Origin of the sequence: Sodalis sp. dw_96 (genome assembly GCF_018449575.1) — a bacterium.
Classification (GTDB): Bacteria; Pseudomonadota; Gammaproteobacteria; order Enterobacterales; family Enterobacteriaceae; genus Acerihabitans.
The window spans coordinates 71736-89920 of the sequence record NZ_JAAVUT010000020.1; the positions used below are offsets into that span (position 1 = coordinate 71736).

Annotated in this window: 16 protein-coding genes; 4 read left to right on the forward strand and 12 right to left on the reverse strand. The window is 57.0% G+C overall.

Annotated features, from left to right (window positions below; genetic code table 11):
• The first annotated feature begins 202 nt into the window (after positions 1-202).
• Entirely contained in the window at positions 203-1885 is a 1683-nt protein-coding gene (locus HB631_RS21850; RefSeq protein WP_275955697.1) for an alpha-amylase family glycosyl hydrolase, read from the forward strand.
• Positions 1886-1938: 53 nt separating this feature from the next.
• Positions 1939-2913, forward strand: coding sequence for a LysR family transcriptional regulator (locus tag HB631_RS21855; RefSeq protein ID WP_213993281.1), 975 nt, complete (start codon positions 1939-1941; stop codon positions 2911-2913).
• Here HB631_RS21855 and mdcH read toward each other — a convergent pair.
• The 10 genes from mdcH to bioH form a co-directional block, all read right to left on the reverse strand.
• On the reverse strand, positions 2879-3808 hold the full coding sequence (gene mdcH, locus HB631_RS21860; protein ID WP_213993282.1) for a malonate decarboxylase subunit epsilon: 930 nt from the start codon (positions 3806-3808) through the stop codon (positions 2879-2881). The genes HB631_RS21855 and mdcH overlap by 35 nt on opposite strands.
• Before the next feature lie 61 nt (positions 3809-3869).
• Positions 3870-4523, reverse strand: coding sequence for a malonate decarboxylase holo-ACP synthase (locus tag HB631_RS21865; RefSeq protein WP_213993283.1), 654 nt, complete (start codon positions 4521-4523; stop codon positions 3870-3872).
• A 14-nt stretch (positions 4524-4537) separates the two neighbouring features.
• Positions 4538-5497 (reverse strand): AEC family transporter, encoded by a 960-nt coding sequence (locus HB631_RS21870; protein ID WP_213993284.1) that lies wholly within the window; start codon positions 5495-5497, stop codon positions 4538-4540.
• Positions 5498-5795: 298 nt separating this feature from the next.
• Positions 5796-6602, reverse strand: coding sequence for a biotin-independent malonate decarboxylase subunit gamma (mdcE, locus tag HB631_RS21875; RefSeq protein ID WP_213993285.1), 807 nt, complete (start codon positions 6600-6602; stop codon positions 5796-5798).
• On the reverse strand, positions 6599-7435 hold the full coding sequence (locus HB631_RS21880; RefSeq protein WP_213993286.1) for a biotin-independent malonate decarboxylase subunit beta: 837 nt from the start codon (positions 7433-7435) through the stop codon (positions 6599-6601). Before HB631_RS21880 ends, mdcE begins: the two co-directional genes overlap by 4 nt.
• Positions 7428-7727, reverse strand: coding sequence for a malonate decarboxylase subunit delta (locus tag HB631_RS21885; protein ID WP_213993287.1), 300 nt, complete (start codon positions 7725-7727; stop codon positions 7428-7430). The genes HB631_RS21880 and HB631_RS21885 overlap by 8 nt, the downstream gene beginning before the upstream one ends.
• Positions 7728-7752: 25 nt before the next feature.
• Complete coding sequence (locus HB631_RS21890) at positions 7753-8604, reverse strand: triphosphoribosyl-dephospho-CoA synthase (protein ID WP_213993288.1); 852 nt, start codon at positions 8602-8604, stop codon at positions 7753-7755.
• Positions 8604-10265 carry a malonate decarboxylase subunit alpha gene (mdcA, locus tag HB631_RS21895; RefSeq protein WP_213993289.1) on the reverse strand — a complete coding sequence of 554 codons (1662 nt, stop codon included), beginning with the start codon at positions 10263-10265 and terminating at the stop codon, positions 8604-8606. The genes HB631_RS21890 and mdcA overlap by 1 nt, the downstream gene beginning before the upstream one ends.
• 433 nt (positions 10266-10698) lie before the next feature.
• Positions 10699-10968 carry a YdgH/BhsA/McbA-like domain containing protein gene (locus tag HB631_RS21900; protein WP_213993290.1) on the reverse strand — a complete coding sequence of 90 codons (270 nt, stop codon included), beginning with the start codon at positions 10966-10968 and terminating at the stop codon, positions 10699-10701.
• 250 nt (positions 10969-11218) lie between these two features.
• Positions 11219-11986 carry a pimeloyl-ACP methyl ester esterase BioH gene (gene bioH / locus HB631_RS21905; protein ID WP_213993291.1) on the reverse strand — a complete coding sequence of 256 codons (768 nt, stop codon included), beginning with the start codon at positions 11984-11986 and terminating at the stop codon, positions 11219-11221.
• Positions 11987-12032: 46 nt separating this feature from the next.
• Here bioH and gntX point away from each other — a divergent pair, with 46 nt between their 5' ends.
• Both gntX and nfuA read left to right on the forward strand, forming a co-directional pair.
• Positions 12033-12719 (forward strand): DNA utilization protein GntX, encoded by a 687-nt coding sequence (gntX, locus tag HB631_RS21910; RefSeq protein ID WP_213993292.1) that lies wholly within the window; start codon positions 12033-12035, stop codon positions 12717-12719.
• 59 nt (positions 12720-12778) lie between these two features.
• Positions 12779-13354, forward strand: a complete 576-nt coding sequence (nfuA, locus tag HB631_RS21915) for a Fe-S biogenesis protein NfuA (protein ID WP_213993293.1) — start codon at positions 12779-12781, stop codon at positions 13352-13354.
• Positions 13355-13415: 61 nt separating this feature from the next.
• On the opposite strand, the gene malQ is transcribed toward nfuA, so the two are convergent.
• Complete coding sequence (gene malQ, locus HB631_RS21920; RefSeq protein ID WP_213993294.1) at positions 13416-15524, reverse strand: 4-alpha-glucanotransferase; 2109 nt, start codon at positions 15522-15524, stop codon at positions 13416-13418.
• Positions 15525-15533: 9 nt separating this feature from the next.
• On the reverse strand, positions 15534-17942 hold the full coding sequence (gene malP, locus HB631_RS21925; protein WP_213993295.1) for a maltodextrin phosphorylase: 2409 nt from the start codon (positions 17940-17942) through the stop codon (positions 15534-15536).
• Between the last annotated feature and the right edge of the window lie 243 nt (positions 17943-18185).

Genomic DNA, 18185 nt, shown 5'->3' on the forward strand with positions numbered 1-18185 from the left:
GCACCAGAACAAAATCCTGTCCTAATAACTTCTTGTAATTAAGCTTATTAATGGTTGCCGGCGAATGATATGGGCCGGCCGCCGCCATTACAGAATAAATAAGAAGGTTTGCGCTTTTATTTCTAATGGCTACATTGACAACATGGCTTGATTGCCAAGGTCGCGCTGTTTCAGGACGTCGTCACATCAACAAGGTGCAATGATGGAAGCCATTACCCATTTACTTGAAGAGATTTATGCCTCGTCATTGACTCAGGCACAGCTGGATACCATCAAAAGTAAAATCAATTTTGCCAAGTCGACCCTGCAACAGCAGCGCAAAACTCATTGGGACCAAAAGGACGTGGTGCTGATTACCTACGCAGACCAGTTTATGGAGGCGGAACAACCCACACTGGTGAGCCTGACCACCTTTTTTCAACAGCGGCTGAAAGAGACGTTCAACCTGGTCCATCTGTTACCTTTTTACCCCTACTCCTCCGATGATGGTTTCGCGGTCATTGATTATCATCAGGTGAACCCCATCGTCGGTAGCTGGCAACATATCAGCACGCTCAATGAATACACGCGCCTGATGTTCGATTTTGTTTGTAATCATATTTCATCTCACAGCAAATGGCTGGCGGGATATCGGGAGCAGCAAACGGATTTCGAAGATTTTTTTATTGCCCTGCCCCCCGCCACCGATTTGAGCACCGTCACCCGCCCCCGCACCTCGCCGTTATTGACGCCCTTCACTACCAAAGACCAGCAAACCAAATATCTATGGACCACCTTCAGCGCGGATCAGGTGGATCTTAATTTTGCCAATCCTCATGTGCTCATCAGTATCATCGGCGTGCTGCTGCACTATTTGACGCAGGGGGCGGAATACATCCGGCTGGATGCGGTGGGATATTTGTGGAAAGAGCTCGGCACCCGTTGCATACACTTGCCGAAGACGCATCTGCTGGTGAAACTGTTTCGCGCCATCGTCGATGAAGTGGCGCCGGGTACCGTGATTATCACCGAAACCAACGTGCCCCATAAAGACAATATCAGCTACTTCGGCAACGGCCGCGACGAGGCCCAGATGGTGTATCAATTCCCCCTGCCGCCGCTGGTGCTGTATGCCATTCATAACGGCAGCAGCCGCGCCCTGCGGCAATGGGCGGCGTCCCTTGATACCGGCCGCACCGATACCACCTATTTGAACTTCCTCGCCTCCCACGACGGCATCGGCATGAACCCGCTCCGGGGCATCCTGCCGGAACTGGAAATCAACAACCTTGTGCGCGACCTGGAATCGGAAGGGGCGCTGGTCTCCTATAAACAAAATACCGATGGCACCACCAGCCCCTACGAAATCAATGTCACTTTCATGGATGCCCTTAACCGGCGCAAGGATACCGACGATATCCGGCTGCGCCGTTTTCTGCTGGCCCATGCCATTTTGCTGGCGTTCCCCGGCGTGCCCGCGGTTTACATCCAAAGCATATTGGGCTCGCGCAACGATTATGAAGGGGTTAAAGCCGCCGGTTACAACCGTGCGGTTAACCGGGAAAAATATCCTCTGAAAGCCATCGAGGCGGCGCTGCAGGATGAAACCTCTTTACGCTCGCGGGTGTTCCATCAATTAAGCGGACTCATACAAACCCGACGCCAACAGCCGGCGTTTCATCCGGATGCCGCCATGGACGTCCTTGAATTGGATAATGCCCTGCTCGCTTTTCACCGGCGTCACCCGCGCCAAGATATACTTTGCCTGTTCAACCTGAGCGCCAAAGCCATAAATTGCACTTTGCCTGACGGCCATTTTCGGGATGTGATAAGTTGTCGTGAGATAATCGGTGGAAAAACGTTTAGCCTGGAACCTTATCAGTTTTTCTGGCTGGCGAATCCATAAATGGACTTTGCGGCTTCAGATCTTCACTCCGGATCTCCAAGAATAGCGATTTTATGATTGATAATGACATCACCTTTCGGAAGCTGGAAATTTTCCTGGCTTTTATGGACAAGCGCAAGATCAGCCGTACAGCCGAGGTATTGGGTCTGAGCACGGTGAGCGTTCACCGCGCGTTGCATACGCTGGAAGAAAGCGTCCGCTGCCCGCTTTTTATTCATCAGGGCCGTAACCTCTCCCCCATTCCCGCCGCCGAAACCCTGGCGGAATATGCCCGCGAGGTGGTGGATCTGATGAAACGGGGCATCGAGGAAACCCGTAAATGCGGGGGGATCGGGCAGGGACGGCTTAAACTCGGCACGCTCTATTCCCTTACCCTCGATACCGTACCGCGATTGATCATGGGTTTAAAGCTGCGCCGGCCGGCGCTGGATCTGGAATTACAGATGGGATCCAACCAGGATTTGCTTATCCGCCTCGAGGATCAGCAGTTGGATGCCATCCTGATTTCGGTCAGCGATACCCAAATAGACCCGTCGCGTTTTGAAACGCTGCCGTTATTTAACGATGATATCTTTTTGGCCGTACCCGCCGCCACTGTGCATACCGTTATCGGCCCGGCGGATTTGCGAGATTTCAAAGAAGAGAAGTTCGTCTCCCTCACTGAGGGGTTCGCCACCTATCACGGCTTTCAGGAAGCCTTTCATATCGCCGGCTTCGAACCGCAGATTGTCACCCGGGTCAACGATATTTTTTCCATGGTGAACCTGGTGCAAGCCGGTGTCGGCTGTACCCTGCTGCCGGGGAGGATGAAAAAAATCCACGATCCCGCCTTTCGTATGCTGCCGCTGGCGACGCCTTATCAAATGCGGCAAACCATCGCGCTGGTTTTTGCCCGCAACCGCGAGCACGACCCGGATATTCTGGCGTTGTTGGCGGAAGGAAGGATGTATGCCCTCGACCGCCGTAATACCGAAGCACAGGCGGCCCTTTCCCTCACTGCCGCAACAGCCGGCCGGCCAGGGCGGTAACCAATGCAAGGGAATGCTGGCTGAGTGCAATGGCCTCCCCCTGTTCCATCACGCGTTTGGTCAGGCCGGTGAGCACGGCACCCGGCGGCATTTCTATCGCCAGGCGGACGTCCCGCTCATAGGCGCTCACCATGGCGTCCTGCCAATGCACCGGCCGCGACATGTTCATCGCCAGATCGTCGGCGATGCGGTCCGGTTGCCACAATACTCGTCCGGTGCTGCCGCTGAGGTAAGCGATATCAGGACGCCGCAGGCTGGCCTTCGCCATGGCGGCGGCCAGTTCCATCGCCGGCTGCTTCAACAGCTCACAATGGGACGGCACCGCCACCGCCAGTCGCTGGGTGCGTCCGGCCCCCTGCTCTCGCGCCAGGGCGCAGACCTGTTCCATGGCCCGCTCGCTGCCGGCGATCACGAACTGATCCTCGGCATTCAGATTGGCCAGGTAAACCGGGTTATCCGGCCAGTGAACCCGGGCGATAAGCTGCTCCAGCGGCCGTTGCAACAGGCCGGTGATGGCCGACAGTCCGTAACCGTCGGGATAAGCCCGCTCCATCAGCTCACCCCGCAGCGCCACCAGCCGTAAGCCGTCGTCGAAGCCCAGCGCGCCGGCACTCACCGCCGCAGGAAACGCGCCGATGGAGAGGCCGCTGACAAAATCGGCGTGAATACCGGCCCGCCGTACCCGGCGGGCATAAACCACCCCGGCGATATACAAGCAAACCTGCACGGCACGGGTGGATTTCAGCGCCTCGGCGCTATCCCACCCCAGAACCGGCTCGCCGAGAATCGCCGTGGCCCGGTCCAGCAGATTACGGGTTTCTTCACCCTCGGGCAGTTGATGCAGCATGCCGGGGACCTGCGGCCCCTGGCCGGGAAATGTCAGTAAAATTTTCACCGAACCCTCCGGTATGGTTAAACGGTGGAAAATCTGTTCTCGCGTTTGACTGACCGCGCCATCAATAATGGTCCTCGGCGCTGCAATCGTCCTGTTCCTCATTCACCCAGGGGTCGGTTACCCGTATAGGGCCGTCGGCGGTCTTTACCATGACCTTGCCTCCTCGCAGCCATTCCGTCAGCGCGCATCCTCCCAACGGGGTCTCCAACTGGATATCCACCCGGCAGGGCAACTGGGGTACGAACGCCATCAAGCGGGCGAAATCCCTTGGCTGCGGCGGCTGCGGGCAACGGATCAGCATATCCAGGTCGCTTTCGGCGCGGCAAACTGGTTGCCCGGTGGCCAGCATATAACCGCAACTGCCGGTGACGCCCCAGGGCCAAGGCCACTCCAACGCCGCCATTTGGCGTAACGCCTGTATCACGGGCAACGCCTCGTTGCTCCCAAGGTCGCTTTGAGCCACTTTCCCCACCAGCGCTTCGGGCGAGACGACCCGGATGACCGCATCGGCATTAACCCAGGCCGCGGCCCGCAGAGAACGCAGCGTTCCGCGAATCCCCACCGGGATAGGGGTCGGCAAGCGCCCGTCCCGGCGCACCACCAGCGGCAATGACGGCGACCATTGGGCGGCAACCCAGGGCGGCGGCGATTGCCGCCAATTCAGCCGGCGGCAATCATCAATCCATAACAAATCGTGCGGTGCTGGCGGACGCATAACGACTCCTCCGGCTACAGTCCGGCGCTGAGCGTAATAAACAACGGCAACGTGATGATACAGAGTATGGAGCTTATCAACAGCGTGGCTTCCGCGTCCGGCGATTGCACGCCGAAACGGTTACCGAACACGATACCGAAGAAACCCGCCGATAAGGCAATCATCAATACCGCGGTGACCGCCACCGGCCCGGTGATACCAAAAGCATATAACAGGCCTATGGTAATAAAGGGCTGGATGATGTTTTTGGTCAGGCAGGAAAGCAGCACCGGCGCATTGATTTTCAGTTTACGGGCCGACAGGATAACGCCGGTGAGGAACAGCGCCGAGGCGGTGGCGGAAAGTCCCAGGGGCTTGATGGAAGCCAGCACGATTTCCGGCATCTTTAATCCAAACGCCGACAGCAATACCCCGAGCAACGGGCCCCAGACAATAGGTTTTTTCACCGAGCGCCACATCAATACCGGCAGCAGCATCAGGGTTGACCCATGACTTTCCCCGCTGGCGCGGGCCTTTTCACGTTCGAGAATCAGCAGGCAGAACGGCGTCATCAACACCGAACCGCAGGCAATGGACACCGCCACCGAGAGTGAGGTAGCGGAGCTTTCCCCCAGTACGCTGCCAAGAATCGGCAAGCCCAGCGCGGCATAATTCGGCAGCGCCACCGTCAGGGTTAATACCGCCGCATCCTGGGGCGATTTTTTAAATCCCAGCGTACAGATGAAATACAGCGCGGCGTAAGCAATCCACATGGAAAGAACCAGCAGCAGAATCAGCGGCGACTGGCTGATTATCCCTTTCCAGGGAGTTTGCACCGTGGCGCTGAACAGCGCGGCGGGCAACGCAAAGTCCATTACATAGACATTCAGTAGCGAAACATTGGAATTCACTACCATTTTTGCTTTGCCGGCGTAATAGCCCAGCAACATGATCACGAATATCGGCGCCAGAGCGTGCAAAATAATATAAGTCATATAACCATCCGTTCAAGAAAGAAAAATAATGTTTTTAGCCCGGCCGCGATGGCATTGTTATTATTCGTGAGCCGGAAAACGAGTTTCTAAACAAAGCGCCTGGGCGGGACAGGATGCTAGATCGTAAACACGCCGTGAATCCATCCATGGAGGCTCGATCCGCGCCATCCCTGGCGCGGACGGTTTACTCTTCTAGCATCCTGTCCCTCCTCATTGGTCCAGGGGCCAGTTTCTCAGTAATCTAAAGCCACTCGTTTTCCGGTGACGGCAGGTGTTGAAGGCCTGGGCTGGATTTTTGTTACCACTCCTGACGCATGCGTTCCCTCACCAGCAGCGAGCTGTGGCGGTTCTCGGCGGTTAACCGATTGGCCAGACTGCTGCCTTGCTTGCGGGCCTTGGCCAGGGCTTCCGTCAGTGCGGTGCGCACCCGTTCCACGTCCCCATCGCCGGCCTGGTCGGGGTTGGCGATGTCCAGTAGCTGCGCCAGCAGACCGAGAGTGGCGTAATTTTCGATGTCGTAGGCCATCGGCGGAATGGTTTTCGCCAATTTTTCCAGCGCCGCGACCGAGCGCAGGGTGATGCGGGCGGCGGATTCTTTACCCATGGCATGGACCATGACCGCCGGGTCGTTAAAGGCGATCAGTTGATTGGCCTGATAACCGTGGGCCAGGAAGGCGCCGGACATGGCTTTACCTACAATAAGGGCAATGACCGGATGTCCCGCCAACCGGGCTTCGGCATAGGCCGAGGCCGCCCCCGCCAATGACTGGTGAATGCCGAAGGCTTCTTCCCGGCGGCCATAGGCTTGGCTCGGCACATCCACAACTGCCACAATGGCGCGTTTGACAGCATTTTCTTTGTCCAGATTAATGACTTCGCTGACCGCTTCGTCCAGCGTCCAGCCTTCCAGCAGGCCGACTTCCCCCAGCGCGGCGCGCGGGTAGTGATTACCGGCATCGGGCACTACGGCGATATAACGCGCCGGCTGGCCATTCAGTTCGCCGTCGGCCACTTTCACCGAGGCGCATTGCCCCTGGCGTAAGGTCGCGCCGGCGGTCAGCAGGGAAAACCAATAATCTCCCCGGCTTAGATAGGTGGTATTCATGAGCGATCCTCCCGGCTAAACAGCGCCAGTATCTGTTCTTTTTCCACTTGCTGGCGGGTGTCGAATTCATTGAGTTTGCCCAAATAGCGGCGATAGTCATCGGTACGCAATCGGGACGGGATACCTTGACGTAGGAAATCCACCGTGGTCTGTTTGACCTCCGCCAGAGAGTCCTTTACCAGGGCGTCGACAAAACCGGCCTGATAACGCACTTCGCCACCGGTCATCCGCCAGATAAACGGGCGATCCCGCGAGTCGTATTCCTCCAGGCCCGCTTCCTGTTCAATTACCTGCGGTCCGTTCAGGCCCAAACGCGCCTCGCGGGTGACAATCAGGCGACTGCACAGGGCCGCGGCGATGGACATCCCGCCGAAACAGCCCACCGTGCCCGCCACAATCCCGATAACCGGGGTGTAACGGCGCAAATCCACAATGGCGGCGTGAATATCGGCGATGGCGGCCAGGCCGAGATTGGCCTCTTGTAAGCGCACGCCGCCGGTTTCCAGCATCAGCACCGCCTGGGTCTTGATGCCCCGGCGATGATCTTCCGCCGCCAGTTCCAGTGCCGCCGCCATCTTGGCGCCGGAGACTTCCCCCATGCTGCCGCCCTGGAAGGCGCCTTCTATGGCCACGACTACCGTGGGTTTACCGTCCAAGGTGCCTTTTGCCACCACCATGCCGTCGTCGGACTGGGGGACAATGCCCTGGGGTTCAAGCCAAGGGGAAACAATATGTTCAAACGGCCCCAGCAGTTCATGAAAACTGCCCTCGTCCAGCATGGCCCGGGCCCGTTGCCGGGCGCTCAGCTCAATAAAACTCGTTCTTTCAGACATGTTCGGCCTCCTCGAAAACCTGTTCGATTCGCAGACGGGCAACTCCGGGTGTGGCGCCGAAATCATTAATATCCAACCGGCCCGCCGGCAGGGCGCGCGCGGCGCCGACCCGTTCGAACAGGTGTTGCCAGCGCTGCCGTCCGCCGTCCACCGACGAGGTCACCGTGACCTGCAGTGATTTTTCCGCGGAGGGTTGATAAAGCACCTCCAGATCGCCGGAACCCACTACGCCGGCCAGTGCCTGTGCGGGCAATGCCTCACCGGCGGGAAAATGCAATTCGATTCTTTCCATAGCATCCTCATGATGATGTAAATGATCAGGCGCTAACCCAATCGAGGAAAAACGTAGCCGCCAACAGATCCGCCGCGCCGCCCGGCGAGGCGTTGTCCCGCAGCATGCGGCGCTCCAGTTCGGCCAGGGCGTCTTGCCCCGCCCGGCAGGCGGTTCCTCCGGCAGCCAGGACCGCCGCGGCGCCCCGGTGCATGGCCGTCAGTGACGCCATGCCGCCCCGGTTAAGCACGCAGGTATCCGTCAGCGTGCACATAATGGCCATTAACGCGTCCAGCCGGGCCTGGGACTCGCCGGCGCCCTGCCGGCGGCTGAGGTGTAATTGCGGCAATGCGCGGCGTACGACATGGGGAAAACCCTCCACGGCTTCATCCCGCGCCCCCGGTACCCGGTAGCGCTGAACCGCCCGTTGCCCCTTGCTGAAGCTCTTCGGGCTGAAGGGATCCGGCAGCGTCGCCAGTTGAGCGGCGGCGGCGGTAATAGACTCCACTGTGCCCCGTCCCCCCAGCATGGCGCCGGCGCTGACCAATAAACCCAGCGCCCAAATCGCGCCGCGATGCGTATTGACGCCGCCGGTGGCCGCCATCATCTGCTGTTCGCCTTCTCGGCCCAAACGGCCGATCTCCTGGCGCAACGCCGCATCGGCCGGACGCAGCCAGCTGTGCAACGCCAATCGGTAAAAGGTTGATTGCAGACTGCGGGCGGAGCGTTCCATCAGGTCCAGACTGAGATCCCGATGCGCCCCGGCGCCACGGCTATCCACCAGACCCGGTTTGGGGCTCAGGCGCGCCTCTTCAATCAGCGCCCGTACCGCCAGGGCGGAGAGCCTGTCGGCCTGCGCTTCGACGTCGTACGCCGTCACTGCGGTAAGGGCTTTCATTACCAGCTCCGGAATTTAGCCGGCGGCTGGTACAGCCCGCCCGACCATTCCACCAAATCCGCGATACTGCCGGCGGCCAGCATGGAACGGCTGGCATCGGAACGCTTAATGCCCATGTCTTCGGGGTAGACCACCAGTTCCCGGCGGCGCAGATCCGCCACCCGTGCGGCATCCACTCCCAGGCCGATATCGGTAATGCCCGCCACGGCGGCCACCATCGCCCGACGCTCTTCCATGGAACGCGCCCGGTAAAGATAAGCGATGCCTTCTTCCGTCAGCACATGGGTCACGTCATCGCCGTAAATCATTACCGGCGCCAAAGGCATACCCGCGTTCTGTCCTACTTCAACCGCTTCCAGTTTTTCCACGAATGACGGTTTGGCCCCGGCCTGATAGGTTTCCACCATCTGAACCACCAGCTTTTTACCGCGCTGCATCGGATCCGGCTCTTCAATCATGTCCAGCCAGGCGGGAGTGGGATGCCGGCGTCCGTGAGGATCGTGCCCCATGTTCGGCGCGCCGCCGAAACCGGACAGCCGTCCGCGGGTCACGGTGGAGGAGTTGGCCAGGCCGTCGATTTGCAGGGTGGAACCGATAAACATATCCACCGCGTATTGACCGGCCAGCTGACAGAAGGCGCGGTTGGAGCGCATCGAACCATCGGCGCCGGTAAAAAACACATCCGGGCGGGCGGCGATATACTCTTCCATTCCCAGTTCACCGCCGAAGCAGTGCACGGTTTCTACCCAGCCGCTTTCAATGGCGGGAATTAAGGTCGGATGGGGATTGAGGGTCCAATGACGACAGATTTTGCCTTTCAGGCCCAGCTGTTCGCCGTAGGTGGGCAACAGCAGCTCAATGGCGGCGGTGTTGAATCCGATACCGTGATTAAGCGACTGCACCTGATGTTTGGCGTAGATACCTTTGATAGCCATCATAGCCATCAGGACATGCACCGGTTTAATCAATCGGGGATCACGGGTAAACAGCGGTTCGATAAAGAAGGGCTTATCCGCCACTACCACAAAATCCACCCATGAACCGGGGATATCAACCCGCGGCAGGTCGTTTTCGTCATCCACCAGTTCATTGACCTGGGCGATAACGATACCGTCTTTAAACGCCGTCGCTTCCACAAGCGCCGGGGTATCCTCGGTACTGGGGCCGGTGTAAAGGTTACCCTTGCGATCGGCTTTAAAGCCGGCAATCAGGGCGATATTGGGCACCAAATCCACAAACAGTCGTGCGTAAAGCTCGATATAGGTATGGATGGCGCCTATTTCCATCGACCCGTCTTCCAGCAATTGGGAAATACGCAGGCTTTGCGGGCCGGAAAAAGCGAAATCCAATTTACGGGCAATGCCTTTTTCAAAAAGGTCAAGGTGTTCGGACCGGCTGACGCTGGGCATGATCATATGCAAATCATGGATTTTCTCCGGATTGACCGTAGCCAGCATGCGGGAAAGAAAATCAGCCTGTTTCTGGTTATTGCCTTCCAAAACCACGCGATCCCCAGGGGCCAGAACGGCTTCGAGAATGGCGGTCATTTTATCGGTGGGCAGCACCTTTCCGTCGGCGACGGCGCGAAGGTTTTCAATCCGGCGTTTTTTTTCCGTACGCCGCGAATCCCAGACTTTGGCGGATGCTTGATGAAGCGGCATGATAAAGCTCCTCGGAACATTGACTGTTTTTTTATGAACAGCGGTGGTATATCCAATAGATTTCGAGTTGTAGCCAACACAGCTGCAACTTGAAAGATGACGGATATAAACGATAAGGAAGTTTAGGGCGCGGCAGCGGCGGTCATCAATTAACCCCGGCGTCCAATCGTTAGCCTTAAGGTAATGAAGGGCGGCCGCGACGGTCGTTTAATTGCCTTTGTTCACGGCACAATGCAAATAGCGTATTGCTTTAAAGGGAAATCCGATGCTAGCGTCTGACCCGCACCGGATGGTAAGCATGTCGGCCGCAATTTATGGCAGCCGATGAACATTAAGAAGCGAGTTTGAATTGATAATCAGTGAACTCAGCGAACATGTTCGATAAGGAATTCATCCCATCAGGCGTCGATCATCGCCGTCCTCGGCAAAAAATTTATTCATAGACCTCGGCGGTGGCGCTGAATCTGCCGTGTTCACGACCGGCGATAATAACGTAATAATTCCCGCCTTTTTCATCCGCCCGCTGAGACAATATGGCCTTGGCATCCATGGGCGAGGTTGCTTTGGCGGTGGTATGGACGGTGGCTATTTTTTTATAACCTTTATCAACGGCTTCCTGGGCGGTAATTTCTTGCGCAGCCAGCGCATTCACGGAAGTCACGATAGCGCTAAGCGTCATGGCAAATAACGTTAAATTTTTCATAGAGCGCCTCTGAAATTAAATGAGTCATTAATTAGGGAAATAGAAGATTGGCCTATTCGCCCCGCACTCAATAATTATGGGGTAAATTGTATATTTATCATTTAACAATCAGACAGGATCTCTTTTACCGCCGCGAGGGGCGATAGGATTCCTGGCGCTCTTTACGGCCAGGAATCTACAGCCAGGGACCTTCCACCAGGGACGTACAGCGATAAAATTACCGCAAGGAGGCTACGGCGTGGGCCTCCCATTAGGGTCTGATATATTTGATCAGTTGCTGGCAGAACAGATCGGGATGGGAAACAAACGGGGCGTGGGCGGCTTTCTCAAACAGAAAACTGCTGCTTTTGGGCCAAAACGGGTCCAGTATTGACGCGACCTTGCGCGGCACCAGACCATCCAGATAACCGTACAGACGTAAAAAAGGCATAACCAGATCGGTCATGGCCACACGCAGATCGGCGGTGCGCAAGATATCCAACCCGCCGGTCAACACTTCCACCGACGGCAGGGGCTGCGCCAGAACTACCTGTTTCAAACGGCGGGTATCCTGTCGGGCCGTTTCCGTACCCAAGGTTTGCAACGCCAAAAAGCGTTCCACCGTTTTATGAAAATCCTCGGTTAGCTGCTGTTCGAAACCCATTAGAACCTCCGGTTTGATGCCGGGCCAGCCGTCGGTAGCGCTGAAACGGGGCGAGGAGGCCACGGTAACCAGCCCGTCCACCCGCTGCGGCAGGGTTAGCGCCACCTGGCTCGCCACCAATCCCCCCAATGACCAACCCAGCCACCAGGCGTGCTCCGGCGCCCGTTCCGCCACCGTTTCCGCCATCTGCTCCAGCGTCATCGCCCCGAAACCCTGGCTGCGGCCGTATCCCGGCAGGTCCACCAGATGGACCAGAAAATGCGGCGTGAGCCGCGGCACAATGTAAGACCAGACCTGGGAATTCAAACCCCAGCCATGGAGCAGCACAAGTTCTGTCGTTCCGCTGCCGGTGGTATGCCAATAGAGTGGCGTCATCGGTTAGAGTCTCTCTGGTTGATTGTATGGGTTAAGGAGAAGGCTTATGTTAACCATAGGCGCCCTGTGTTGGCTATGCCGGCAGCCGCTTTGGTTCAGCCATCAGGGTATTTGCCGGTGCTGCGCCGTCCTGCTGCTGGACAATCGGGACCGGTGCTGTCCCTGTTGCGGCCTGCCGGCCGGCAGCTCCAGCCGCCCCTGCGGGCGCTGCCTCCTGAAAGCGCCGCCCTGGGAAACCTTATTGTATGTTACCGATTATCAACCCCCCCTCAGCCAATTGATAAAAAGGCTAAAGTATCACGGCGGTATCGGTCTGGCGCGGGTTCTCGCCCGCCTGTTGCTGCTGCGCTGGCAGGAAGCACGCAGAGAACAACTCTTATCCAGGCCGGAGCTTATACTTAATGTGCCATTGCATGCTTACCGGCATTGGCGCAGAGGTTATAATCAAACCGATCTGCTGGCTCGCACCCTGGCCCGCTGGTTAAGTGTCGATTACCGTGCCGACGCCCTGGTGCGAATTCGCGCCGCCCCGCCGCAGCAAACGCTGCATGCCGGCGCCAGGCGCCGGAATTTACGCGGCGCATTCGACTGTTGCATCGATGTGGCGGGCAAAACCGTGGCATTGGTGGACGATGTGGTCACCACCGGGAGTACGGTGGAGGAATTGACCCGCCTGCTGCTGTCCCGGCGGGCTAAAGCTGTTCAGGTGTGGTGTATCTGCCGTACCTTGTAGTCAGCGGGTTAATGGGGTTATTATATCTGACTAGATTAGTCAACTATTGAGTGAATGTTATGATCCGGATTACCGATGCTGCCCAGGAACACTTTGCTAAATTACTGGCCAATCAGGAAGCTGGCACCCAAATTCGTGTATTCGTTATCAATCCCGGTACCCCGAATGCGGAATGCGGCGTCTCCTATTGCCCTCCCGACGCGGTGGAAGCCACCGATACGGTGCTGCCTTTCGATAAAATCACCGCCTACGTTGATCAACTTAGCGCCCCCTATTTGCTGGATGCGGAAATCGATTTTGTTACCGATAAATTAGGATCGCAGTTAACGCTGAAAGCCCCCAACGCCAAAATGCGCAAAGTCTCCGAGGACGCGCCGTTAATTGAACGGGTGGAATATGTCTTGCAATCGCAGATCAACCCACAGTTGGCCGGCCATGGCGGCCAGGTGACGCTGATGGAGATTACCGACGATAATCTGGCCATCCTGCAGTTCGGCGGTGGTTGTAACGGCTGTTCAATGGTGGATTACACCCTCAAGGAAGGCATTGAAAAGGAACTGCTGGAAAAATTCCCCGAATTGAAAGGCGTTCGCGATTTAACCGAACACCAGCGCGGCGAGCACTCCTACTATTAAAGTAAAGCGCCCGCCTCTTTGCAGCACCTCGAAATCTATTGGGTATACGGATACCGGCCCGTCATTCGGGCCGGGGCAATGGGTTCTCGCTGTCGGCGCTTTTATTGCGCAGGCGCCCTACTTCCCGCAATAATCGGGTAATAGCCTGGTCATCGAAGATTTCCGCTACCTCGCGCACCAGTTTCCGCCGCCAGTTGGGATACTGATTGGTGGTGCCGGGCACGTTTACCGGCAGCGCCATGTCCAGCCAGTCTTCCGGCTGCAATCCCAGCAAAGCCGAATGGCTGAGCGCCACATACCGATGCACTCCCCGGTTTAAAATCGGCGACATGACCACCCGATCGGCGTTCTTGCCTAGTTTGGCCGGCACGCATTTCCACGCGTGCAAAGCATCAAGCAATGCCTGACGGGCTTTTTGCCGATCTTCCAACAGCTGCTGATAGATTACGTCGGCGGCATATAAATGCAGCCTGTCGCCCAGCCGCAAATCCTCCAACTGCCAGAATCCCCGCAGGGTGGCTAAATCATGGGTGGTCAAGGTAGCCATAGCCTGAGGGACATACTCATCAGGAGCCCGGAATTGCACGGCATCTTTTCGCTCGAAAAACAGCACTTTATATGAATAAATGCCGGCAGCCTGCAATTTGGCGGTGATCTCCCGGGGAACGGTGCCTAAATCCTCACCGATTACCATGCACTGCTGACGATGGCTTTCCAAGGCCAAGACCGCCAGCAAATCATCCACCGGATAGCGGACATAAGCGCCCTGCTGGGGGCCCCCCGCCAACGGAACCCACCACAATCGCAGCAGCGACATGACATGATCGATGCGCAATGCGCCGCAGTGGCGCATATTGGCGCGCAGCATAGTGATAAACGGTTCATAGGCGCGGGCGATGAGCACATTGGGATCCTGTGGCGGTAAGCTCCAATTTTGCCCTTGGGGTCCAAGCCGGTCTGGGGGCGCGCCCACAGATGCCGCAAGGCAATACAGCGTGCGATCGCTCCAGGTTTCCATGCCCCCCGCGCTGACACCCACCGCCAGATCGCGATACAGCCCGATGGGCATCTTTAATCGGCGGCTTAGCTGGAAACACTCATCAAACTGCCGCGCCGCAAGCCATTGCAGATAGCTGAAAAAACGGATGTCCTGGTGATGTTTCCGGCGGAACTCCCGCACTTCTTCACTGTCCGCCTGACGATAGGGCTCCGGCCATTGCTGCCAGCCCTCCGTTGGGTGGCCCTCCAGTGTCAGATGGCGATGCAGCGCGTCAAACGTCGACTGGAATCGCAGACTTTCGCCGCCCTCACGAATAAACGCCTCGAAAGAGCGACGCAGCGGGTCATCGGGGCCACGGGTCATAAAATGCCGAAATGCATGGGTGAGCCCGGCGAGTTTCAGCGCCATGACCCCGGCATAGTCCACCAGTTCACCGTCGCGCAGCGCGGACAGTATCCCCTGTGTTTCCGGCAGGCACCACCACTGCTGCGCGGCGGCGCTAAGCTGGAAATCATCCAATGCGGCCACATCAATATAAATGATATTCAGCCAGCGCCGGGAGGAGGGACTGTAGGGACTGGCCCATTCCGGCAAGGCGGGATACAGGGCATGGATGGGATTGAGGCCGACAAAGGCGCCGCCGTTTTTTGCGGTACCTTCAATCATCAGCGCCAAATCGCCGAAATCCCCTACCCCCCAGTTCCGCTGCGAACGCAGAGTGTAAAGCTGAATGGTGGCGCCCCAGAGCTTATGACCGGCCAGCAACGCCGCCGGCTCATAACAACGAACCGGCGCGACAATGACCTGGCAGCGCCAATGGCTCAGTTCCTTGCGCAGGGCGAGACGATGATAACCCAACGACAGCCCGTCGGGTAACCGCAGGCGGCCCCGCTGGATTTTACCTTCATGCTGGCGGCCGCTCTCCTCGGTTAACACCCAATCGGCCTGCTCGCTCAACGCCACCGATAAAGCGGCGCTTTCTCCTTCACGCACCACCCATACCGACGGCAGGGGCGCCGGCCGGTGGAAATCTTCGGACGCTCCCGCCATGGCGCTGAGCAACCGCTGTTTGGTCTCGGTACTGATTACCCTGCGCTGTCCCCAGGCGTCGATATATTCCGGAATAATCCCTGCCCGTTCGGCGGCCTGCTCCAATAACTTGGCATCCATCGCGACTCCTTAGCGTTTTGCCTGCCAAATGCGTTGCTGATAATCGCGAATCGAACGATCGGAACTGAAAAAACCTACCCGCGCGGTATTAAGCACCGCGCTGCGCGTCCAATCATCCGGACGACGGTACAACGCATCCACCCGCTGTTGCGCTTCACAGTAAGCGGCGAAATCCGCCAACACCAGGTAAGGATCGCCGCCCTGTTGCAGGCTTTGCAGCAAAGGATCAAAAGCGTGTTTGTGCTTATTGCTGTATTTGCCGCTGCCCAACTCAGTGAGCAATGCCTTCAGTTCTTTATCCTTTTTCAGCAACTGCGCCGGCTTATAACCGGAGGCCAGCAGAGTTTTTACCTGCGGCACGGTATTGCCGAAGATAAAGATGTGATCTTCCCCCACCTGTTCGGCGATTTCCACATTGGCGCCATCCAGCGTGCCGATAGTCAACGCGCCGTTCAGCGCCAGCTTCATATTGCCTGTACCGGAGGCTTCTTTACCGGCAGTGGAGATCTGTTCCGATAAATCCGCGGCCGGGATCATCCATTCCGCCACTGATACCCGATAATCCGGCAGGAAGATCACCTTGAGCCTGTCGTTTATCTTAGGATCGTGATTAATCTTTTCCGCCAACTGATTGATAGCATAAATAATATTCTTTGCCAACGCATATCCCGGCGCCGCCTTGGCGCCAAACAGCACCACACGCGGTACGACATCCAGGCTCGGGTCGTTGCGCAACTGGCGGTACAGGGACAAAATATGCAATAAATTCAGGTGCTGGCGTTTATATTCATGCAACCGTTTAATCTGCACGTCGAAAAGCGCCTCCGGATTCACGGTGATACCAGTCAGCTGCTTGATTTTCGCCGCCAGTTTTTGTTTATTATCTTGCTTGATATGCTGATATTGTGCGCAAAAATCCGCCTGTTCCGCATAAGGCTCCAGCTCTTTCAGTTTTTCCAGCCGGGTTACCCACCCTTTGCCGATAGTATCGTCAATGAGTTTCGCCAGCGCCGGATTGCACTGCTTAAGCCAGCGGCGAGGGGTAATACCGTTGGTCACGTTATGGAATTTTTGCGGCCACAGCTCAAAATACTCCGGGAACAAATCGGTTTTCACCAGATCGGAATGCAACGCGGCAACGCCGTTGACCGCAAAACCGCACACCACGCATAGGTTAGCCATGCGGATCTGCTTATCGTAACGCACCGCCACTTTGCCCCAGACCTCCTCGTCATCCGGCCAGTGCTGCCGCACCAGCTTTTTGAATTCCCGGTCGATGTGCTGGATAATGGCGAAATGGCGCGGCAGGAGGGTGCGCACCAGTTTTTCATCCCAGCGCTCCAGCGCTTCCGGCATCAGGGTGTGATTGGTATAGGCAAAGGTGCGCGAAGTGATATGCCAGGCGTCCTGCCAGGAGAGCTGATGCTCGTCCAGCAGTATCCGCAACATTTCGGGAATAGCGATGGTGGGATGGGTATCGTTGAGCTGAATCACTTCATAGTCGGGCAGGCTTTGTATTGTGCGGCCGGCCAGATGATGGCGACGCAGAATATCAGCCACCGAACAGGCGCACTGGAAATACTGCTGCATCAGACGCAATTGCTTCCCTTCCAGATGGTTATCGTTAGGATAAAGCACTTTGGTCAGTTTGGCGGCATCGATACCCGCTTGCTCCGCTTTTAAAAATTTGCCGTCATTAAACAGCGACAGATCGAAGGGATGGGGATGGGTCGCCTGCCACAAACGCAGCGGCAGAGTAACTCCGTTTTCATAACCCACCACCGGCAGGTCCCAGGCTTCGCCGTTCAGGGTAAACGCCGGCTCCCAGACCTCTTTCTCCTGCTTATTCTTTACCAGCCGGCCCCCCAGCCCCACTTTGACGGTTAACGCCGGATTATGCCGAAACCAGGGGTAGGACTCGCGATGCCAATCATCCGGCGTTTCGAATTGTTCGCCAGCGGAAAACTGCTGGCGGAACAGGCCATATTGATAATTCAGCCCGTAGCCGATGGCATCCTGTCCCACCGTCGCCATAGAGTCCATATAACAGGCCGCCAGCCGGCCCAGGCCACCGTTGCCCAGCGCCGGATCCACCTCCTGTTCCAGGAGATCGCTCAAGTTGATGCCATAGCCGTCGAGGATTCTGTGCACCGGGTCGTACCAGCCCAAATTGATCAGATTATTGCCGGTGAGGCGGCCGATCAGAAATTCCATGGAGAGATAATTCACGTGACGGGGATTTTTTCTGTCCCGCCTGCCGGTGGCCGGTTGCCAGGCAATCAATTCATTGACCGCCGCGCTGACCGCGTGCCACCACTGAAACGACGTCATTTCCTGGGCATTTTGCAGGCCAAAATGTTGCCACTGACGATCCAGGGCAGATTGAAAGGCAACTTTGTCAAATTTGATTTTCGGCATAAGAGCGTCTCTATCCTGTTGGTAATAAGTTGATCAACGCCGGGTACGGCAAGACATCCCACTGGCATGTCATTATCACGGACAACCCCATAAGCATCCCGCCGCTTAGATAGCGGCGACGTGCTATAACCTACATTTTTCACGTTGCAACTGTGTTGGCTGCAATTTGAACGCTATGGGGTATATAAGTTATCGTAAAAAAACAAAGTTTTGTCGGTGATGATCAAAGAATAGTCAACGGTC